The organism is Halomonas tibetensis (genome assembly GCF_042643535.1).
GTDB classification, from domain to species: Bacteria; Pseudomonadota; Gammaproteobacteria; order Pseudomonadales; family Halomonadaceae; genus Halomonas; species Halomonas tibetensis.
Genome location: NZ_JBHRSQ010000007.1, coordinates 276,129 through 296,042 on the forward strand (window position 1 = coordinate 276,129; position 19,914 = coordinate 296,042).

Sequence of the window (19,914 nt, forward strand, 5' to 3'; positions counted from 1 at the left end):
GCTGCCAAACCGCAAGGAGATTTCATGCGTCATTACGAAATCGTGTTCATGGTCCACCCGGACCAGAGCGAGCAGGTCCCGGCCATGGTCGAGCGCTACACCAGCCTCGTTACCGAAAAAGGCGGTATCGTGCATCGTCTCGAAGATTGGGGCCGTCGTCACCTGGCTTACCCGATCAACAAGATTCACAAGGCTCACTATGTGCTGATGAACGTTGAGTGCGAAGGCGAGACTCTCGACGAGGTCGAGAACATCTTCCGCTTCAACGACGCCATCATTCGCAGCCTGGTGGTGCGCTGCAAGGAAGCGGTGACTGAAGCTTCCCCGATGATGAAGCCGGTGGAAGAGAAGCGTGTCCGTCGCGATGATCGCGACGAGAAGCCCCGCGCCGAAACCGCCTGATCTCACCCATCGCACCTCTGAAGGAGTCTTCACATGGCACGCTTTTTCCGTCGCCGCAAGTTTTGCCGCTTCACCGCCGAGGGCGTGAAACAGATCGATTACAAGGATCTGGACACCCTCAAGGCTTACATTACCGAGACCGGCAAGATCGTTCCCAGCCGTATCACGGGTACCAAGGCTCGCTATCAGCGCCAGCTGGCCACCGCCGTAAAGCGCGCCCGTTATCTGGCTCTGCTGCCCTACACCGATAGTCACCAGTAAGCGCCTGGCGTGATGCTCGTAATTGCCCGCTGGATGATGCGGGGCACTCCCTACGCCGTTGGTGGGGCCGCCCTCTCCACACTCATTCCCTGGCTGTTCTGGATGGGGGCTGCCATCGCGGCACTCGTCACCCTTCGTCGGGGTCTTACGGCAGCGCTGCCGGTGATCGTGGCGGCAGGAATTCCGGCAGGCTGGTGGTGGGCCCAGGGCGACGTCATTCCGTTAACCAGCGTGTTGCTGGTTACCCTGATGGCGATTGTACTGCGCTCCCGCATGCGCTGGGGCGAAGCGATGATCATCGGGGCTCTGGTGGGTGCCGGAATGATTCAGCTCGGCGTCTTCCTGCCACCGGGCGGTGCGGGCCCCATGCTGGAGCAGCTGCGGCAGAGTTCGCCCGAGGTGGAGCGTCTGCTCAGCGAGTTGGCCAGCCAGGGGCTCGATACCGAGCAGCTTGCCGGCGTGCTGATCGGCGGCATTACCGGTCTGGTCGTGCTGATCGCCGCGGTAGCCTGCCTGGCGCTCGCGCGCAGCTGGCAGGCGGGACTCTATAATCCCGGCGGCTTCCGCGAAGAGTTTCATGCCCTGCGCCTGACACCCCGCGAGCTTGCTGTGCTGGTGTTTCTAGGGGTGATCGGTGCGGTGCTGGGTCTTCCGGTCTTGGGCATGCTGTTGTGGATTCCGCTGCTGGTGGCTGGCATTGCGCTGGTGCACGGTTATATCGGATTGAAAGGGATGAACGGGCTGTGGCTGATTGTCTTCTATATTTTGCTGATCACCACCTGGCCCATGATTCTGATTGTGCTGCTGCTGGCCTTCATCGACGTTTTCGCGGATTTCCGCAGGCGTGTGGCCAGCCGCAACTGACAAGAGGTTAACGAGATGGAAGTCATTCTGCTCGACAATATCGGCAAGCTCGGCGGCCTGGGTGACCAGGTAACCGTCAAGCCCGGCTACGGCCGTAACTACTTGATGCCCTACGGCCTAGCCGTACCGGCTTCAAAGGAAAATATCGAGGCGTTCCAGGCTCAGCGCGCCGAGCTCGAGGCTCAGTCCGCCGAGCGCAAGGCCGAGGCCCAGGCGCGTGCTGCTCAGCTCAACGAGATCGAACTCTCCCTGGTCTCCAAGGCCGGCGATGAGGGCAAGCTGTTCGGCTCGATTGGTCCCCGCGATCTGGCCGAGGCCATCGCCTCCGCCGGCTTCGATGTGGCCAAGAGCGAAGTGAAAATGCCGGAAGGCCCGATCCGGGCCACCGGCGAGTACGACATCCACCTGCAGCTGCATGCGGAAGTCGACGCCACCGTGCGTGTGGTGGTGGTGGCCGAGTAAGTCCCGGACACCGCCTGACAAGGGGCGCAGGGAGAAATCCCTGCGCCCCTTGTCACGTCTGGACATCGCTGGCCCATGGGGCCCGCTGCCCGTCTGGGGTAGAATGATTTCCCCGCCATGCTCAGGGTGAACTCCCGCGATGCCAGAAATGCTCGTGCACGACAAGGAAACCGCCGCCCTAAAGGTGCCGCCCCATTCACTGGAGGCGGAGCAATCGGTGCTGGGCGGCTTGATGCTCGACAATCAGGCATGGGACAACGTCGCCGACCGCCTTGTGTCCGACGACTTCTATCGCTACGAACATCGGCTGATCTTCAACGTCATGGCGGGGCTCGCCGAGGGAGGGCGACCGCTGGACGTCGTGACCCTTTCCGAGGCGCTGGAAGGCCGCGACCAGCTCGATACCGTGGGTGGCCTGGCCACTCTAGCCGAGCTCGCTCGCAATACCCCTTCCGCCAGCAACATCCGCGCCTACGCCGATATCGTTCGCGAGCGGGCCACCTTGCGCAAGCTGATCCGTGCTGCCAGCCAGATAGCTGACGGCGCCTTCAGTCCCCAGGGTCGGCCGGCGGACGAGCTGGTAGACGAGGCCGAGCGCCTGGTCTTTCAGATAAGTGAGGAGCGCCCCAAGTCAGGGGGCCCCATCGGCATGAGCGAGCTGCTGGCCAAGGCGGTGGACCGCATCGACGAACTGTTCAACATGCAGGGCCAGATGACCGGTCTCTCTACCGGGTTCCGCGACCTGGATGAGATGACCACGGGCCTGCAGCCCTCTGATCTGGTTATCATTGCGGGCCGCCCCTCGATGGGCAAGACCACCTTTGCCATGAATGTGGTGGAGCATGCGGTAATTTCCAGCGATAAACCGGTGATGGTGTTCTCCATGGAGATGCCATCGGAGTCGCTGATGCTGCGCATGCTTTCGTCCCTGGGGCGCATCGACCAGACCCGGGTGCGCACCGGCCAGTTGGAGGACGAGGACTGGCCGCGACTCACCTCGGCGGTCAACCTGCTCAAGGACAAGCAGCTGTTCATCGACGATACCGCGGCGCTATCACCCAACGAGATGCGCTCGCGGGTTCGGCGGTTGGTGCGCGAGCACGGCAACGTCGGCCTGATCATGATCGATTACCTGCAGCTGATGCAGATCCCGGGCTTCTCCGAGAACCGCACCGGCGAGATCTCGGAGATCTCCCGCTCAATGAAGGGGCTGGCCAAGGAGTTCGACTGTCCGGTGGTCTGTCTCTCTCAGCTCAATCGCTCCCTGGAGCAGCGTCCCAACAAGCGCCCGGTGATGTCGGACCTGCGCGAATCGGGTGCCATCGAGCAGGATGCAGACGTGATCGCCTTCGTCTATCGCGACGAGGTTTATAACCCGGACAACCCCGACAATCAGGGATTGGCCGAGCTGATCATCGGCAAACAGCGTAACGGCCCCATCGGCACGGTGCACATGGCTTTCATCGGCAAGTACACCCGCTTCGAGGACCTGGCGCCGGACAGCTACGGTGACACCTTCGGTGAGTAGGGCACATCTTTCGGCAATCCAGTCGACTTGAGCCCGGCGAGTAGGGCCTTATAATTCCCACCCCTGGTAACACGGCATATAAAACCGATTAGAGGAGATGGCATGGCAGGTGGATTTCGGCGCGGCAATCGGCAGCGCACTCCGAAGCTTCAGGCCCGCGGGGAACTGCAGTCCCTGGAGCGGGAAGGCCCCTTCAAGGAGTGGCTGGGTATGCCTGACCTCTACCGTTATCAGCTGGTGGTGGAAGATGAGCTTTACAGCTATCAGACTGAGGACCACGAGCTGCCCGTGAAGGTGGGCGATCTGGTGGTGTTTCGCTACAAGGAGACCAAGGCGGGCAAGTGGATCGATCGCAACTCCTTGGGCAAGGCCATCGATCCCTCAAGCTATCAGTGACTTACGGAACCCTCCGGCGTGTCGATGGTCATAGATTTTATTCTTTGCCGTCACCGTGGCGTCATCCGATGGCGCCATACTGTTCCTCAGTGCACTTACAATAACCCCCGGAGGGAACCATGGAATTCAAGGACCTCAAGGCCTTCGCGGCCCATCACGATAACTATGAGATTCGCGTCATCGGTCATGCCGGCAGTCGTTTCTATCAGATAGAACTGGAAGATATCGAGGCACAGCGCCACATGCTGACCCGTCAGGGAAAGCCGGTATTGTTTCGTTCATTGGATGACGTCTATCTGGAGTTAAAGCGTGCCGGTATTCACCGAGCCTATCTGGTGCAACATGTGCCCCACGACGAGATGATCGGTCGCGAGGCGCACTACCATGACCCGCTCTCTTCGCGCATGCCGCTGGTATTCTGAGTCAACGCACGTTGATATATTCCCGACAATGCTCAAGTTTCTCGTGAGTCCCGAACTGGACGAGTGACCCGATTATTTTTGCTGCCGCTTTTCTATCCAGCGCCCCAGGCGTAGCCGGCGGCGAGCGAACCAGCGATACCCTGCATCCATTAGCGGTGCGATACCTGGAATGCAGCTCAACCATACCAGCCGCCGATAGCCGAGTACGGCATACAGCGCGCGGCTGGCATCCATTCCGATGAACCAGCGTCCACCACCATCCTGCAGATGAAGCCGACCCATCATGGCGTCGAAACTTTTGCCCACTGCTTCAGCGTCAAAGTCTGCCGCCTGGATATCCACCAGCGCCACCCGCTCACGGCGAGGATGCCGCGAGAGCCAGACGACCTCTCTCTGGCACAGCGGACAGTGGCCGTCGTGGTATAGGGTCACCGGTTCGCGTGCATGCAGGGTGTCGCGTCGATTCATGGGGTCTCCTCACGGTAACCGGCCAGGTGAATGTCGCGTTGTCCCTGACTGTTATCGTGCCAGGCGGTTGTGCGCGGCAGGCTAGCAAGAAAGCGTTCGGCCTGGTCGCGGATGGCTTCACGCTTCTCTTCTTTCATCTTGGCAAGGGAGCCGTAGATCAGCTTCATGCGCGGGTTGGCCGAGAGCGTCTCGGCGTGACGCTCAAGAAAGTGCCAATAAAGACTGTTGAGGGGGCAGGCGCCCTCACCGGTGACTTTTTTGGGATCGAAGCGGCAGTGCCGGCAGTGATCCGACATGCGATCGATGTACTTGCCCGAAGCACAGTAGGGCTTGGAGCCCATCAAGCCGCCATCGGCGTGCAACACCATGCCAAGCACGTTGGGCAGCTCCACCCACTCGTAGGCATCGGCGTAGACGGCCAGATACCAGTCACCCAGGGCTTCGGGGGAGACGTCGCAGAGCAGGGCGAAGTTGCCGGTGACCATCAGCCTTTGGATGTGATGGGCATAGGCGTTATCTCGGGTCATCTCGATGGCTCGCCGCAGGCAGCGCAGCTCGGTATCGCCGCTCCAGTAGCAGGCAGGAAGCGGTTGGTTTGCCCCCAGGGCGTTGCCGCGCTTGTAGTCGGGCATCTGCGTCCAGTAGAGGCCGCGGACATACTCCCGCCAACCCAGTATCTGGCGGATAAACCCTTCCACCGCATTGAGCGGGGCTCGCCCCTCGAGATATTCACGCTCGGCAGCTTCGCACAGCTCTCGGGGCGATAGCAGCCCCATGTTGAGCGCCGGGGCGAGTCGCGAGTGAAACAGAAAGGGCTCGCTGTCGCTGATGGCATCCTGGTAGCGGCCGAAGTCGGGCAGCAGGTGGTCGATGAAGTGGCGAAGATCCACCAGCGCCTGGCGCCGTGTCACCGGCCAGTGGAAACCCTCCAGGGTGCCGAAGTGGTCGCCGAAGTGTTCTGCCACCAGAGCGAGCACCGCCTGGGTGATGGCGTCTTGGCCATGACGTGGAGGCTCGGGTACCGCCAGGTTGGCAGGTACCGGCTTGCGGTTGTCGTGGTCGTAGTTCCACTTGCCACCGGCGGGTTTGTCATCCTCCATCAGCAGGCCGGTGCCACGACGCCGCTCACGATAGAAGTACTCCAGACGCAGGGACTTGCGACCTTTCGCCCAGGCGGCGAAGTCGTCCGGTGTGGTAAAGAAGCGGTCATCCTCCAGCAGCCTCCAGGGCAGGGTAGCCATGTCGCGCGCCTGAATGTCATGCCAAAGTCGCCACTCGCCGGGACGCACGGTGCGAATCTCGTCACAGCCATACAGGGTGGCCAGGCGTTCCGCTTCAGGGATCAGCGCCTGGACATTGTCGGTGTCGTCCAGAGCGCTGTAGTGAATTCGGTAACCTCGCTCGCGCAGTTCCTGGGCGAAGTGCCGCATGGCCGCCAGGATCATGGCGATCTTCTGGGGATGATGGGGCACGTAGGTGCCTTCCGCGGCCACCTCGCAGAGTGCCACCACGGCCCCATCGGGCAGGTCGCGCAGGCTGGCCAGGTCGAGTGTGAGCTGGTCGCCGAGTACCAACACCAGGGGGCGGGACATGGACTAGCCTCAAGTTGTACAAGTTTGATAGATGGTACAACTTAATGCCCGCCGCCGCGAGGGCCTGATACACTAGAGATCGATCTCGACCAAACCCCGCGCGCATCGACCAAGGAGCCAACCCATGACCAACGCGACCACGGACTCGGCCAACCCCGACATGAACTCTCCCGGTAGCGGCCGCCTGGCCCACGCGGACAGTGACCATCCGCCGGTCCCGCGCGCGAGAGTGGGCGTACTGCTCGCCAATCTGGGCACGCCGGATGCCACCGACTACTGGTCGATGCGCCGCTACCTGAGCGAGTTCCTCTCCGACAAGCGAGTGGTCGACTACGCAGACTGGAAGTGGCAGCCGCTGCTGCAGCTGATCATCCTGTCGCGGCGGCCCTTCAAGTCCGGCGAGGCCTATCGGAGCATCTGGAACACCGAGAAGGACGAGAGCCCGCTGCTGACCACCACCCGAGAACAGACCCGCAGGGTGGCAGAGGGTTTACAGGCGATGTATGGCGACCAGGTAATGGTCGACTTCTGCATGCGCTACGGCAATCCCTCCACCGACAGCGTGATCAAGCGCATGCAGACGGCTGGCTGCGAGAAGATCCTGTTCTTCCCGCTTTATCCGCAGTACGCCTCGCCGACTACCGCCACCGCCAACGACCAGGCGTTCCGCACCCTGATGACGCTCAAGTGGCAGCCCGCCCTGCGGACCGTGCCTGCCTACTTCGATCATCCGCAGTATATCGAGGCATTGGCCAACACTGTGCGCGAGGCCTACACGGCCGCCGCAACGCCGCCCGAGGTGCTGGTCGCTTCCTACCATGGCGTGCCCAAGCGCTATCTGCTGGAGGGAGATCCCTACCACTGCCAGTGCCAGAAGACGACGCGGCTGCTGCGCGAGACGCTGGGCTGGGAGAAGGAAGCGATCCAGACCGCCTTTCAGTCCAAGTTCGGACCCGAGGAGTGGGTGGGACCGGCCACCGTGGAGCATGTGGCGGACCTGGCCCGGCAGGGCAAGAAGCACATCGCGGTGATCTCGCCGGCGTTCTCTTCCGACTGCGTGGAGACCCTGGAGGAGATCGAGGAGGAGATTCGCGATGCCTTCCTCGAAGCCGGCGGCGAGACTTTCACCTATGTACCTTGCCTCAACGAGCGCGACGACCATATAGACGCGCTGCTCGCCATCATCGACAACGAGCTGTCCGGCTGGGTCTCTCCCCGAGCATGACGGCTGTCAGTCCTGCCCCGGTGCTAGCGGGGCAGGCGTGACTTCCGACGGGACTTCATCTGCAGGGACTTGCGGCGTGTGCGCCAGGGATGGCGAGCCTTGGCGGGACGCGCCACTCGGCTCTGTCCCACGTCCTCGTCGCGAAGCTCCGGCAGCGAACCACGGGTGCCGGTGATGAAGCGCAGGTGCATGTGCAGGCCGGTCTTGGCCAGCATGTGGCCGGTCACCGGTGCGGTGATGAACAAGAACAGGGTGATCAGCAGTTCCTGCACGTGGAACTCTCGCTGGGTCACCGTGAAATAGAGCATCGAGGCGATCAGTATGCAGCCAATTCCCAGGGTGGTGCCCTTGGTCGGGCCGTGCAGGCGCATGAAGAAATCCTTGAGCTGCAGCATGCCCAGCGAGCCGGTGAAGGCGAACACGCCGCCTGCCACCAGCAGGAGGGCGACGACGCCTTCGGCCAAGAGGGTGAAGGTCATGTTTGCTTCCTCACTCGATGATGTCGCCGCGCAGCAGATAGCGACAGATTGCCATGGTGCCGACGAACCCCAGCATCGCGATCAGTATCGCCGCCTCGAAGTAGGTCTTGGTGTTGAGCCATAGCCCCAGCAGCACGATAAGCGCAATGGAATTGACGTAGAGGGTATCCAGGGCCAGCAGGCGATCGGGGACATCGGGGCCCATGGCCAGGCGCACGACATTCATCGCCATGGCCGCGACGATGAGACCCAGGCTGATCATCAGCGCGATGTCTAGCATTCGAAGATCTCCTTCAGCGGACGCTCGTAGCGCTCATGTATCTCGCGCACCAGCGCCTGTTCGTCCTCCATGTCGAGCACGTGGATCAGCAGCGATGAGCGATCCAGGCGGACATTGGTGGAGACGGTGCCCGGGGTCATGGTCACGGTGTTGGCCAGCAGGGTAATGGTCAGAGGCTCCTTGACCTGCAGGGGATATTCGATGAAGCCAGGGTGGGGTTCGCGCTTTGGCGACAGGATCAGCAGGCTGACCTGGATGTTGGCCCTGACGATGTCATAGAGCACCACGAGCACGAACCGGACCAGCTTGAGGGGATGCCTGACCCGGGGCAGTGGATCCCAGAAGCCTTTGGTGAGTTGGGGAATGACCACCGCCAGGAAGGCACCGAGGATCAACTGGCCGGGGGCAATGCTGCGCACCAGCAGCAGCCAGACAACCAGTAACACCAGTGACAGGGTGGGGGTGGGCAGCAGGCGACCCATGGCTTTCATGGTGACTCTCCCTCGTCAGTGGCGAGCCGGCCGAACTGCAGGGCAGGCGCCTCGCCGAGTAGCCGGAAGATCACGACCTGCGGCTCCGCCAGCTGTTCGGCGGTGGCCCGGGCATAATCGCTGACCGGGCCGGCGAAGCCCACCAGCAGCGGCGCGCTGGCCAGCAGCCAGAGCACACCGGCAAGCTGTGGGCGCGTGACTCGGCCGCTGTCCACCTGACCCTTGTGGCTAGCCCAGAAGAACACCGAGCCGGCCCGGGACATGGCGATCAGGGCGGACAGCCCGGCCAGCAGCAGCAGCGGCCATAACCAGAGCCGGGCGGCCCCGTCGGCGGCCTGCATCAGCAACAGCTTGCCCAGGGAGCCGGCCAGTGGCGGCAGCCCGGCCACCGCCACCGCGGCGACCAGGAACATGCCGCCCAGCAGGTGGCGCTGATGGAGGCGGCGGCCGCGCACCAGTCGTGTGCCCGCCTTGCCGCGCTGCTGGCTGATCAGCTCGGCGATCAGATAGAGGGCGCCGCACGCCAGGGTGGTGTGGGGCAGGTAATAGAGCAGGGCGCCGACCGCCTCGGTCGACCCCAGGGCCTTGCCGGCCAGCAGGGTGCCCACCGAGACCAGCACCAGATAGGCCACCAGGTTGCGCAGGTCGCGTGCGGCGAGCACGCCCACGCCGGCCAGGGCGATGGTGGCCAGACCCGACCACCACAGCCAGGTGGTGATTGCCTCGGCGGCGGGGGTGTCGCCGAAGATGAGAGACTGTACGCGCAAGATGGCGTAGAGCCCGACCTTGGTCATGATCGCGAACAGCGCGGCCACCGGTGCCGGGGCAGCAGCGTAGGTGCGTGGCAGCCAGAAATAGAGCGGCAGCAGGGCCGCCTTGAGGCTGAATACCACGATCAGCAGCAGAGCGCCGGCGGTCACCAGCGCCGTCTGATCGCCGTCCATGACCGCCACCCGACGCGCCATGTCGGCCATGTTGAGGGTGCCGGTGGCACCGTAGAGCACGCCGAGTGCCACCAGGAACAGCGCCGAACCCGCCAGGTTCAGGATCACGTAGTGCAGCCCGGCACCGATGCGCTCCTTGCCGCCGCCATGCATCAGCAGGGCATAGGAGGCCAGCAGCAGGATCTCGAAGAAGACGAAGAGGTTGAACAGATCGCCGGTGAGAAAGGCGCCGTTGAGACCCATCAGCTGCAGCTGGAAGAGGCCGTGGAAGTTGCTGCCTTTGATATCCTCGCCGGCGCAGGCGAACAGCACGCAGCCCAGGGCCAGGACCGCGGTCAGGGTGAGCATCAGCGCGGACAAGCGGTCGAGCATCAGCACGATGCCGAAGGGGGCCTGCCAGTTGCCCAGGGCGTAGAAGAGCATTTCACCGCTGGCCGCCCGGGAGAGCAGCCAGGCGCTGACCAGCACCTGGGCCACGCACAGCGCAATGCTCAACTGACGACGACGGGAATCACTGGCCTGGCTGACCAGCAGCAGGACCACGGCGCCGATCATCGGGATCAGGACCGGCAGGGTGACCAGGTGCTGGATCATTTGGCGTCTCCCGCCTCACCCTGTTGGCCGTCGACGTGGTCGCTGCCCAGTTCGCTGCGCGCCCGAATCGCCAGGATCACCACGAAGGCGGTCATGGCGAAGCCGATGACGATAGCAGTGAGCACCAGTGCCTGGGGCAGTGGGTCGGCCGGGCTGATCGACTCGCCGATGACCGCCGCGGCGTGGGTATGCAGGCCGCCGGTGGAAAAGAGGAAAAGGTTTACCGCATACCCCAGCAGGGCGAGGCCGACGATGACCGGGAAGGTGCGTCCGCGCAGCAGCAGGTAGATGCCGCAGGCGGTAAGCACGCCGACTACAAGCGAGAACAGGGCTTCCATCAGCGTTCCTCCAGCGTCGGGCGGTGGATCGTGGTGACCCGGCCCAGGTTGATCAGGATCATCAGTGTGGCGCCGACCACGGCCAGGTAGACCCCCAGGTCGAAGAGCATCGCCGAGGCCAACTCGATCTCGCCGATCAGCGGGATGTAGAAGTGACCGAAGGCAGAGGTCAGGAAGGGGTAGCCAAACAGCCAGCTGGCCATCCCGGTGGCCACGGCGATGGCCAGGCCGGAGACCGCCACCACCGGGTATGAGACCGGCAGACGTTCGCGTGTCCAGTCATAGCCTCGGGCCATGTACTGGAGGATCAGTGCCACCGCGGTGATCAGGCCGGCAATGAAGCCGCCGCCGGGCTGGTTGTGGCCGCGCAGGAAGATGTAGACAGAGACCAGCAGTGCCAGGGGCAGCAGAATCTGGGCCACCACGGCGAGGATCATCGGGTGGCGGTGCCGCGACCAGCGGACGCCTTCGACGTTGCCCGCCGGCATGAACAGCTTCATGCGGTTGAGCAGCTTGAAGGTGGCCAGGCCCGCCAGGGTCAATACGGTGATCTCGCCAAGGGTGTCGAAGCCGCGGAAGTCCACCAGGATGACGTTGACCACATTGGTGCCGCCGCCTCCGGGAAGTGCCTCGCGCAGGAAGTAGTCGGCAATGGAGATGGTTTCACGGGTCAGCAGCGCATAGTTGAGCATTGCCACCACCAGGCCCAGCGACACGGCAAGCAGCAGGTCGCGCAGGATGCGTCGACCCGAAACCAGCAGCGGCGGGCGCTGGGGCAGGAAGAACAGCGCCAGGATGAACAGGATCATCGACACCACCTCCACCGAGAGCTGGGTCAGCGCCAGGTCGGGGGCGGAGAAGCGCACGAAGGTGAGCGAGACGGTGAGGCCTACCACCGAGAGCATCAGCAGCGAGACCAGCCGCCAGCGGTGGCTCAGGGCGCTGCCGATGGCGCCGAACACCATCAGCGCCGCCCCCAGCACCAGCATCGCATCCACCGGCTGGAGACCCAGCGGGCCGGTCAGGGCATCCAGGTTGGCCAGCCCCACCGCCACCATGACCAGGGCGCACAGCAGGAGCAGCGCCTGGTAGCGCTGCAGGGAGCCATTTTCCAGGCGCTGGGTGAGCCACAGGGCCGCCTTGACCACCCGCAGTACGGCGGCCTCGAAGATTCGTCCGGCATCCCGAGCCGGAAACAGCGCGGCGATGTCGGCCAGCCGCTTGTGCTGGCGCAGCACCAGTACCCCGGCAGCTACCGCTACCAGACTCATGGCCAGCGGAAGGTTGAGGCCGTGCCACAGCGACAGGGCGATCAGCGGCGTGGTGTCCCCCTGTACGGCGAGACTGGCGGCGTTGACCAGGGGCGCGGCCAGGATCATGGGGAACAGGCCCACCGCCAGGCTCATGACGGCCAGGAACAGCCCGGGTGCCAGCATCCCGCGGGCCGGATCGTGCACCTCGAGCGGCGGCTGGGCCTTCTGCTCACGGGTCAGCTTGGGTGCCGCGAAGAACAGGCTCCAGATGAGTCGCAGCGAGTAGGCCACAGAGAGGGTGGCCGCCAGCATCACCAGCAGGGGGATCAGGGCGCTCAACGCCCCCAGCACGTTGTTGAGCAGGCTCTGCTCGAAGAGCATCTCCTTGGAGAGGAAGCCGTTGAAGGGCGGGAAGCCGGCCATGGCGGCACCGGCCAGGATCGTCATGGTGCCGGTAAGCGGCATCATCGACCACAGGGCGCCCAGGCGGTCGATGTCACGGGTGCCGGTCTCGTGGTCGATGATGCCCACGCTCATGAAGAGCGCCGCCTTGAAGGTGGCATGGTTGAGGATATGAAACACCGCGGCGACGATGGCCAGCGGGCTGCCCAGACCCAGCAGCAGAGTGATCAGGCCCAGGTGGCTTATCGTCGAGAAGGCCAGGATGCCCTTGAGATCGCGCTCCAGCAAGGCAAACCAGGCGGCATAGAGCATGGTGGCGAGGCCCACCAGGGAGAGGGATACCGCCCACAGTTGGCTATCGCCCAGCGCCGGGGTGAATCTCGCCATGAGGAAGACGCCGGCCTTGACCATGGTGGCCGAGTGCAGGAAGGCCGATACCGGGGTGGGAGCGGCCATGGCATGGGGCAGCCAGAAATGAAAGGGGAACTGGGCGGATTTGGTGAAGGCGCCGAACAGCACCAGGGCCAGGATCAACGAGTAGTGATCCGAGGCGCGGATAAGGTCGCCGGCGGCCAGCACCTCGCTCATGTCGAAGCTGCCCACCGTCTGGCCGATCAGCAGCAGGCCTGCCAGCAGCGCCAGGCCGCCGGCGCCGGTCACCGCCAACGCCATGCGCGCCCCGCGCCGGGCATCGCTGCGGTGGCCCCAGAACCCGATCAGCAGGAATGAGGTAATGCTGGTCAGCTCCCAGAACAGCCACAGCAGAAGCAGGTTGTCGGCCATGGCGATGCCGATCATGGCGGTCATGAACAGCATCATGTAGGAAAGGAAGCGGCCGTCATCCTCATCGGCACTCAGATAGTGGCCGGCGTAATAAAGGATCAGGCTGCCGATGCCGAGGATCAGCAGGGCAAACAGCATCGTCAGCCCATCGATGCGAAGCGCGAGATCGAGACCCAGCAGTGGCATCCAGGTCAGCGAGAAGCGGGCAATTTCACCGTCCATCACCGCCGGCCCGTGGAGCAGCACCAGGCCCAGCGCGAGCAGTGGAGCGATCAGGGTGGCAAGGGTGCAGGCGCGGCGGCCATAGCGAGATGTGAATACCGGCACCAGGGCACCGAGTAGGGTGAGGAGGGGTATCCACAGAAGTGCCATCGGTCAGCTCGTCCACGCAATGGCGGGGGGACGCAGTTGGCCAGGCCGGGCACCGAAGGAAAAGGGGTGCGCTGGGGCCCAGGCAGCACGTCACCGCCTGGCTCGTCTTTCATCGACGGATGCAGCGTCGTCGAAGCGTTGGCGCGCGACAAAGGGTTGCGCCGAAAACGACAGGATAATCATTCACTAATGATAAAACGCCGCCTTTCGTTTAAGGTGTGGTCACGCCCTTACTTGCCACTCGCCGGCGTGAGTCTATAGGCTTTCACTATTGTTATAAAGGCTGCTGGGTGCTGCGCTGCGTCATCCATTAGGCGAATGCTCGTGCATGCTCCGTCCCCACCGCTGGGCGGCTGATCAAGATCAGGAGAACGTCGTGTGATGCAATTAGCCGTGCTGTCGGGGTTCGTGCTGGCCGCCTTCGCGCCCCTTTTCCATCGCTGGTTTGGTGATCGTGCCAGCTTCGTGTTCGCCGCTTACCCGGCGGCGCTGGCGCTGTGGTTCCTGAGTCAGCTGCCGGCGGTGATGGCGGGCGAGACCCTGGTCCTCGCCATGGAGTGGGTGCCTTCCCTGGGCATGAGCCTGACCTTCGTGGTCGACGGGCTATCGCTGCTGTTTGCCCTGCTGGTTACGGGGATCGGCACCCTGGTGCTCATCTATGCCGGGGGCTATCTGAAGGGGCACCCGGACCTCATGCGCTTTCACCTGGCGATACTGGCCTTCATGGTCTCCATGCTGGGGCTGGTGCTGGCCGACGGACTGTTCACCCTGTTCGTGTTCTGGGAGTTGACCAGCATCACCTCCTACCTGCTGATCGGCTTCAATCACACCGATCTCGAGGCTCGTAAATCGGCCCGCCAGGGGCTCTTCGTCACCGTGGCGGGGGGGTTGGCGTTGATGGCGGGGCTGGCGATGCTGGGTGTGGCCGGGGATAGCTGGTCGCTGCGCGAACTCAATGCCATGGGTGATGTGCTGCGCGAGCACGACCTCTACACACCGCTGCTGATCTGCCTGCTCCTCGGCGCATTCACCAAGTCGGCGCAGTTCCCTTTCCACTTCTGGCTACCCAACGCCATGGCGGCACCCACGCCGGTCTCCGCCTACCTTCACTCGGCCACCATGGTCAAGGCGGGTATCTACCTGTTGGCGCGATTGCAGCCGAGCCTGGGCGGTACCGAGATGTGGACGGTGACGCTCTCGGTGGTGGGGGCGCTGACGATGTTCACCGGCGCCTTCCTGGCCATTCGCCACACCAACATCAAGAAACTGCTGGCCTACTCCACGATCATGGCGCTGGGCACCCTGACCATGCTGCTGGGCATCGGAACCGAGGGGGCGTTGATCGCCTTCGTCACTTTCCTGCTGGCCCACTCCCTCTACAAGGGCTCACTGTTCATGGTGGCCGGCATTCTCGACCATGAGACCGGCACCAAGGACGTCACCGCCATGGGGGGGTTGCGCCCGCTGATGCCGATCACCGCGGTGGTGGCCATGGTGGCGGCCCTGTCACTGGCGGGGGTACCACCGCTGTTCGGCTTCATCGGCAAGGAACTGATGTTCGAGTCGGTGCTCGAGGCAAGCGCCTGGGGATGGCTGGTCCTCCTGCTGGCCTTCAGTGCGGCGATCCTGACCATCGCCGTGGCGGCAATCGTGGCGCTGCGACCCTTCTTCGGGCAGCGTCGGCAGACCCCCCGGGTGGCCCACGAGGCGCCGGCTTCCATGCTCCTGGGGCCGGCGGTGCTGGCCGCGCTCTCACTGGTTCTGGGGCTGCTGCCGGTGCTGGCAGGGACCGGGCTCTTGACCGCGGCGGCCTCGGCGGTGGCCGGTACGCCGGTTGAGGTCAAGCTGTCGCTGTGGCACGGCATCAACTTGCCGCTGCTTATGTCGCTGGTCAGCCTGGCGCTGGGTTATCTGCTGTTCAAGCGCTGGGATCGCGTCCGGGCGCGGTTGGCACGTCTCGACCCGCTGCTCTCCCGCGGCCCGGAAGCCGGCTACGATGCCCTGATGGACGGCGTGGTGGTGGTCTCCGAGTGGCAGACCCGGGTGCTGCAGAATGGATATATGCGAAACTACATCCTGGTGATGATCCTTACCCTGATCGCCCTGATCGGCAATTCGCTGCTGCTGCGCCACGCGCCCCAGTTCCATATTGCTCTGGATGTCCAGTTCCACGAGGTCGTCGTGGTCGGCACCATGGTGATGGGTGCCCTGTTTGCCACCATCTCCCGCTCGCGGCTCGGTGCCGTGGTGTCGGTGGGCATCATGGGCTTCTCCATCGCGCTGCTCTTTATTCTGTTCAGCGCGCCCGATCTGGGCATCACCCAGTTGCTGGTGGAGACCCTGACGGTGATCCTGCTGGTGCTGGTGCTGTTTCGACTGCCGCGCTTCTCGAGCCTCTCCACTCCCCTGGAGCGTGTGCGCGACGTGGCGGTGGCCGGTAGCCTGGGTGGGCTGATCACCCTGCTGATTCTCACCTCCTGGAGTATCGACCAGTTCGTGCCGATCTCCGACTACATGATTGCCAACAGCGCGCCGCTGGCCCATGGGCGCAACATCGTCAACGTGATTCTGGTGGACTACCGAGCGCTGGACACCCTGGGTGAGATATTCGTGCTGGCCCTGGCCGCCATCGGGGTCTTCGCCATGCTCAAGCTGCGCGCCCCGGAGAAGCCGAAGAAGAACGCCCCGGCCAAGGAGAACGCCGATGGTTAAGTCCGGCACCATCATCCTCAACACGGCGGCCCGGCTGTTGATGCCGCTGCAGCTGCTGTTCTCCATCTTCCTGCTGCTGCGCGGTCACGATGAGCCCGGCGGCGGCTTCATCGCCGGCCTGGTCGCGGCTGGCGCCTTCACCCTCTATCTGTTTGCCTTCGGGGTCAGTGCCACCAAGGAGGTGCTGCGCATGCTCGATCCCCGAGACCTTATCGGGATGGGGCTGCTGCTGGGCATGATCTCGGTCGTGCCGGCCTGGTTCATGGGCGAAGCCTTTCTCACGGCCCAGTGGTGGACCATCCCCGGTATCGACTTCAAGGCCTCGACGCCGCTGATCTTCGATATCGGCGTCTACCTGGCCGTGCTGGGCTCGGTGCTTACCATGGTGATGACGCTGATGGAGGTGGACAAGGATGAGCCCTGAGAACGCCGCCCACCTGACAGGAGATGCCTCATGGAACCCTTGATGGCCGTCGCCATTGGCTTCATGTATGCCGCCGCGATCTTCCTGATGCTGCGCCGCTCCATCGTCAAGCTGGTGATCGGATTGATGCTGCTGACCAATGCTGCCAACCTGCTGATCTTCACCTCGGCGGGGATGACCCGCGGCGCGCCGCCGCTCATTCCCGAGGGCATGCTGGCGCCGGAGGGAGTAGTGGCCGACCCCTTGCCCCAGGCGGTGGTGCTGACCGCCATCGTGATTGCCTTCGGCGTGCTGGCCTTCGCCGTGGTGCTGATTCGCCGGGCCTACGAGATCGTCAAGGCCGATGACCTGGACAAGATGAAGGATACCGATACGTGAGGCCTGAAGTCGCACTTCCCGTCCTCCTGCCGCTGCTGTCGGGTGCCATCTCGCTGCTGTTCTGGCGTTCGCGCCCCATGCAGCGCTTCACTGCCGTGGCCGGCAACCTGGCGCTGCTGGCGGTAGCGCTGTGGCTGTTTATCTCGGTGTATCAGGAAGGCTACGTGACCATCCAGATGGGCGGCTGGGAGGCCCCCTACGGCATCACCCTGGTGGCCGACATGCTCAGCGCGGTGATGATCGTGCTCACCGGACTGATCGGCATGGCCCTCGCCATCTACTCGCTGGCCTCCACCGGGCCGGATCACGAAAAGTTCGGCTACTACCCGCTGATGCACCTGCTGCTGGCCGGGGTCTCCGGCGCCTTCCTCACTGGGGACATCTTCAACCTCTACGTGTGGTTCGAGGTGATGCTGGTGGCCAGCTTCGCGCTGCTGATCCTCGGCGGCGAGAAGGCGCAGATGGAGGGGGCCATCAAGTATGTCACCCTCAACCTGCTGGCCTCGGTGATCTTCCTCACCGCCATCGGCCTGCTCTATGGCATGGTGGGTACCCTCAACATGGCCGACATCGCCCTGCGCCTCCACGAGGCGGAACATCAGGGCATGGTGGAGGTGCTGGCGGTGATGTTCATGGTGGCCTTCGGCATCAAGGCGGCGGCCTTTCCGCTGTTCTTCTGGCTGCCGGCCTCCTATCACACGCCGCCGGTGGCAGTGTCGGCACTGTTCGCCGGCCTGCTCACCAAGGTGGGGGTCTATTCGCTGTTCCGGGTCTTCACCCTGATGTTCGACGAGACCATGGACTACACTCAGGATCTGCTGATCTGGGGGGCCGCCCTGACCATGGTGACCGGGGTGCTGGGCGCGGCGGCCCAGTACGAGTTCCGTCGCATCCTGTCGTTTCATATCGTCAGTCAGATCGGTTATATGATCCTCGGCCTGGCACTCTATACGCCGCTGGCGATCGCCGGCGGCGTTTTCGCGATCATGCACAACATCGTGGTCAAGACCAACCTGTTCCTGATCAGCGGCATCACCCGGCGTCTGCAGGGCACCTATCAGCTCAAGAAGATGGGCGGCCTCTACAAGGAGCGCCCCTGGCTGGCCGTGGCCTTCTTCCTCTCCGCCTTCTCGCTGGCCGGGATCCCGCCGCTGTCCGGCTTCTTCGCCAAGTTCGTGATCGTGCGCGCCGGCATCGAGGCCGAGGCCTATGTGGTTACCGGCATCGCCCTGGCGGTTGGCTTCATGACCCTCTACTCCATGGTCAAGATCTGGAACGAGGTATTCTGGAAGTCGCTGCCGGAGGATAATCTGGTGCCCGAACGCGAGACCGTGGTGGGCGACGACGGCCGCATGGTCAAGCCCAACCTGTGGCTGATGACCATGCCGGTGGGGGTGCTGGCCGCGATGTCGCTGCTGATCGGCATCTTTGCCGAACCGCTGATGGGCTTGATGAATACCATCGGCGAGCAGCTGTTGAACCCGCAGGGCTACATCGATGCTGTGCTCGGCGATAACGTGGATATCATCGAGGCCCTCATCGAGACGCCGGCATCCGAGGAGGTGAGCCCATGACCGGCGCCATCTGGAACCTTCTGCTGGCCCTCGCCTGGGTGGTGCTGAGCGGGGATTTCACCGGACTCAACCTGGTAGTGGGGCTGGTATTCGGCTACATCGCCCTGCTGCTGATCGAGCCTCAGGTGGAATCCCTCAAGGGCTATCCGGCGCGAATTCCGAGAATCCTGGGTTTCATCGGCTTCTTCATCAAGGAGCTGCTGATGGCCAACCTCAAGGTGGGCTTCGATATCCTGACCCCGCCCTGGCATATGAAGCCCGGCGTGATCGCCATGCCACTGGAGGCCCGCACCGAGCTGGAGATCACCATGGTGGCCAACCTGATCTCCCTGACCCCCGGCACCCTGAGCCTGGACGTTTCCGACGACCGCAAGGTGCTCTACATCCACGCCATGTTCCTCGACGATGAGGAGGAGCTGCGCCGCAACCTCAAGGAAATGGAATACCGTGCCCTGGAACTGTTTCGCTGAGACTGGCCGCGAGGTGCCGACATGGATATCGTGATCCTGATCAGTCAGGTCATCATGAGCCTGGCCCTGATCCTGTGTTTCGTGCGCGTGGTGCGCGGGCCGAGCCTGCCAGACCGGGTGGTGGCCCTCGAGCTGTTTGCCAGCATCATCGTGGGTCTGGTGGGTGTCTACGCCATCCAGTCCGACGTCTCGAGCTTTATCGATGCCGCCATCGTCATCGCCCTGATGGGCTTTCTGGCCGCCATCGGTTTCGCCCGTTTCCTGGAACGGGGAGGACCGCGCGATGATTGAGTTTATCAAGGGAACCTTAATCATCGGCGGCGCGCTGCTGATGCTGCTGGCCTCGCTGGGGATCCTGCGCCTGCCCGACCTGCTGACCCGCATGCATGCCACCACCAAGGCCGCGGCCCTGGGGGTGATCCTGATCATGCTGGCGGTGGCGATGCATTTCGCCGAGGTGGGGGTAGCGGCGCGCGCCTTCGCCATCATCGTGTTCATCCTGATGACCGCGCCGGTGGCGGCACATGTGATCGGCCGGGCCGGCTATTTCGTCGGCTCCAAACTATGGAGCGGCACGGTCAAGGACGAACTGCGACCCAACTACGACCCGCTGACCCATGAACTCAAGAGCGGCCGTGAAACCGAGGCCAATGCAAGGCGCGAGCCGAAGCAGACCGACCCCTCCTGAAGCATCGCATCGCCCTGTTACTGAAGGCCGCCCCTGGGGCGGCCTTCTGCCGTCATGGGCCCGGAAAAGGGCCAGGGCTTTAAGTTATACACTTATTGTACGATAATGAAGT

General features: G+C 63.5%; 23 protein-coding genes. 15 read left to right on the forward strand and 8 right to left on the reverse strand.

What is annotated here, in order from left to right:
* Window positions 1–24: 24 nt before the first annotated feature.
* The 7 genes from rpsF to ACFODV_RS04145 all read left to right on the forward strand — a co-directional run bounded on the left by rpsF (window position 25) and on the right by ACFODV_RS04145 (window position 4,335).
* Window positions 25–402, forward strand: a complete 378-nt coding sequence (rpsF, locus tag ACFODV_RS04115) for a 30S ribosomal protein S6 (RefSeq protein WP_379755048.1) — start codon at window positions 25–27, stop codon at window positions 400–402.
* Between the two features lie 33 nt (window positions 403–435).
* The gene (rpsR, locus tag ACFODV_RS04120) at window positions 436–663 is read left to right on the forward strand and encodes a 30S ribosomal protein S18 (RefSeq protein ID WP_023004506.1); all 228 of its coding nucleotides are present in this window, start codon (window positions 436–438) and stop codon (window positions 661–663) included.
* Window positions 664–675: 12 nt separating this feature from the next.
* Window positions 676–1,527, forward strand: coding sequence for a hypothetical protein (locus tag ACFODV_RS04125; RefSeq protein ID WP_379755051.1), 852 nt, complete (start codon window positions 676–678; stop codon window positions 1,525–1,527).
* 15 nt (window positions 1,528–1,542) lie between these two features.
* A complete protein-coding gene (gene rplI, locus ACFODV_RS04130; RefSeq protein ID WP_379755054.1) occupies window positions 1,543–1,989 on the forward strand; it encodes a 50S ribosomal protein L9 in 447 nt (148 codons plus the stop codon).
* A gap of 139 nt (window positions 1,990–2,128) precedes the next feature.
* Window positions 2,129–3,517, forward strand: coding sequence for a replicative DNA helicase (gene dnaB, locus ACFODV_RS04135; RefSeq protein WP_379755057.1), 1,389 nt, complete (start codon window positions 2,129–2,131; stop codon window positions 3,515–3,517).
* A gap of 102 nt (window positions 3,518–3,619) precedes the next feature.
* Window positions 3,620–3,913, forward strand: coding sequence for a hypothetical protein (locus tag ACFODV_RS04140; protein WP_379755060.1), 294 nt, complete (start codon window positions 3,620–3,622; stop codon window positions 3,911–3,913).
* 119 nt (window positions 3,914–4,032) lie between these two features.
* Window positions 4,033–4,335, forward strand: a complete 303-nt coding sequence (locus tag ACFODV_RS04145; RefSeq protein WP_379755063.1) for a DUF6482 family protein — start codon at window positions 4,033–4,035, stop codon at window positions 4,333–4,335.
* A gap of 72 nt (window positions 4,336–4,407) precedes the next feature.
* Here ACFODV_RS04145 and ACFODV_RS04150 read toward each other — a convergent pair whose 3' ends face one another.
* Both ACFODV_RS04150 and ACFODV_RS04155 read right to left on the reverse strand, forming a co-directional pair.
* On the reverse strand, window positions 4,408–4,803 hold the full coding sequence (locus tag ACFODV_RS04150; RefSeq protein ID WP_379755066.1) for a thiol-disulfide oxidoreductase DCC family protein: 396 nt from the start codon (window positions 4,801–4,803) through the stop codon (window positions 4,408–4,410).
* Window positions 4,800–6,395: a cryptochrome/photolyase family protein gene (locus tag ACFODV_RS04155; RefSeq protein WP_379755069.1), complete on the reverse strand. Its 1,596-nt coding sequence runs from the start codon at window positions 6,393–6,395 to the stop codon at window positions 4,800–4,802. The genes ACFODV_RS04150 and ACFODV_RS04155 overlap by 4 nt, the downstream gene beginning before the upstream one ends.
* Window positions 6,396–6,519: 124 nt before the next feature.
* Here ACFODV_RS04155 and hemH point away from each other — a divergent pair, with 124 nt between their 5' ends.
* The gene (gene hemH / locus ACFODV_RS04160; RefSeq protein ID WP_379755072.1) at window positions 6,520–7,620 is read left to right on the forward strand and encodes a ferrochelatase; all 1,101 of its coding nucleotides are present in this window, start codon (window positions 6,520–6,522) and stop codon (window positions 7,618–7,620) included.
* Window positions 7,621–7,643: 23 nt separating this feature from the next.
* Here the strand turns inward: hemH and ACFODV_RS04165 are convergent, their stop codons facing one another.
* The 6 genes from ACFODV_RS04165 to ACFODV_RS04190 are packed head-to-tail and all read right to left on the reverse strand — an operon-like array spanning window position 7,644 to window position 13,556.
* Window positions 7,644–8,099 carry a Na+/H+ antiporter subunit G gene (locus ACFODV_RS04165; RefSeq protein ID WP_379755075.1) on the reverse strand — a complete coding sequence of 152 codons (456 nt, stop codon included), beginning with the start codon at window positions 8,097–8,099 and terminating at the stop codon, window positions 7,644–7,646.
* Between the two features lie 10 nt (window positions 8,100–8,109).
* Window positions 8,110–8,379 carry a K+/H+ antiporter subunit F gene (locus ACFODV_RS04170; RefSeq protein WP_379755078.1) on the reverse strand — a complete coding sequence of 90 codons (270 nt, stop codon included), beginning with the start codon at window positions 8,377–8,379 and terminating at the stop codon, window positions 8,110–8,112.
* Window positions 8,373–8,870, reverse strand: a complete 498-nt coding sequence (locus tag ACFODV_RS04175; RefSeq protein WP_379755080.1) for a Na+/H+ antiporter subunit E — start codon at window positions 8,868–8,870, stop codon at window positions 8,373–8,375. Before ACFODV_RS04175 ends, ACFODV_RS04170 begins: the two co-directional genes overlap by 7 nt.
* Window positions 8,867–10,408 (reverse strand): monovalent cation/H+ antiporter subunit D, encoded by a 1,542-nt coding sequence (locus tag ACFODV_RS04180; RefSeq protein ID WP_379755083.1) that lies wholly within the window; start codon window positions 10,406–10,408, stop codon window positions 8,867–8,869. The genes ACFODV_RS04175 and ACFODV_RS04180 overlap by 4 nt, the downstream gene beginning before the upstream one ends.
* Window positions 10,405–10,746, reverse strand: a complete 342-nt coding sequence (locus ACFODV_RS04185) for a Na+/H+ antiporter subunit C (RefSeq protein WP_379755086.1) — start codon at window positions 10,744–10,746, stop codon at window positions 10,405–10,407. Before ACFODV_RS04185 ends, ACFODV_RS04180 begins: the two co-directional genes overlap by 4 nt.
* A complete protein-coding gene (locus tag ACFODV_RS04190) occupies window positions 10,746–13,556 on the reverse strand; it encodes a monovalent cation/H+ antiporter subunit A (RefSeq protein WP_379755089.1) in 2,811 nt (936 codons plus the stop codon). The genes ACFODV_RS04185 and ACFODV_RS04190 overlap by 1 nt, the downstream gene beginning before the upstream one ends.
* Window positions 13,557–13,937: 381 nt before the next feature.
* On the opposite strand from ACFODV_RS04190, the gene ACFODV_RS04195 reads away from it, so the two are divergent.
* From ACFODV_RS04195 to mnhG, 7 genes are read left to right on the forward strand one after another with little or no spacing between them, the layout of a single operon-like run.
* Complete coding sequence (locus ACFODV_RS04195; RefSeq protein WP_379755593.1) at window positions 13,938–16,268, forward strand: putative monovalent cation/H+ antiporter subunit A; 2,331 nt, start codon at window positions 13,938–13,940, stop codon at window positions 16,266–16,268.
* On the forward strand, window positions 16,261–16,692 hold the full coding sequence (locus ACFODV_RS04200; RefSeq protein ID WP_290787982.1) for a Na+/H+ antiporter subunit B: 432 nt from the start codon (window positions 16,261–16,263) through the stop codon (window positions 16,690–16,692). The genes ACFODV_RS04195 and ACFODV_RS04200 overlap by 8 nt, the downstream gene beginning before the upstream one ends.
* 30 nt (window positions 16,693–16,722) lie before the next feature.
* Window positions 16,723–17,070, forward strand: coding sequence for a Na+/H+ antiporter subunit C (locus ACFODV_RS04205; RefSeq protein WP_290794044.1), 348 nt, complete (start codon window positions 16,723–16,725; stop codon window positions 17,068–17,070).
* The gene (locus ACFODV_RS04210) at window positions 17,067–18,644 is read left to right on the forward strand and encodes a Na+/H+ antiporter subunit D (RefSeq protein ID WP_379755093.1); all 1,578 of its coding nucleotides are present in this window, start codon (window positions 17,067–17,069) and stop codon (window positions 18,642–18,644) included. Before ACFODV_RS04205 ends, ACFODV_RS04210 begins: the two co-directional genes overlap by 4 nt.
* Window positions 18,641–19,114, forward strand: coding sequence for a Na+/H+ antiporter subunit E (locus tag ACFODV_RS04215; RefSeq protein ID WP_379755096.1), 474 nt, complete (start codon window positions 18,641–18,643; stop codon window positions 19,112–19,114). The genes ACFODV_RS04210 and ACFODV_RS04215 overlap by 4 nt, the downstream gene beginning before the upstream one ends.
* A gap of 21 nt (window positions 19,115–19,135) precedes the next feature.
* Window positions 19,136–19,405 (forward strand): monovalent cation/H+ antiporter complex subunit F, encoded by a 270-nt coding sequence (locus tag ACFODV_RS04220; protein ID WP_379755099.1) that lies wholly within the window; start codon window positions 19,136–19,138, stop codon window positions 19,403–19,405.
* Window positions 19,398–19,802, forward strand: a complete 405-nt coding sequence (gene mnhG, locus ACFODV_RS04225; RefSeq protein WP_379755102.1) for a monovalent cation/H(+) antiporter subunit G — start codon at window positions 19,398–19,400, stop codon at window positions 19,800–19,802. The genes ACFODV_RS04220 and mnhG overlap by 8 nt, the downstream gene beginning before the upstream one ends.
* Window positions 19,803–19,914 lie beyond the last annotated feature (112 nt).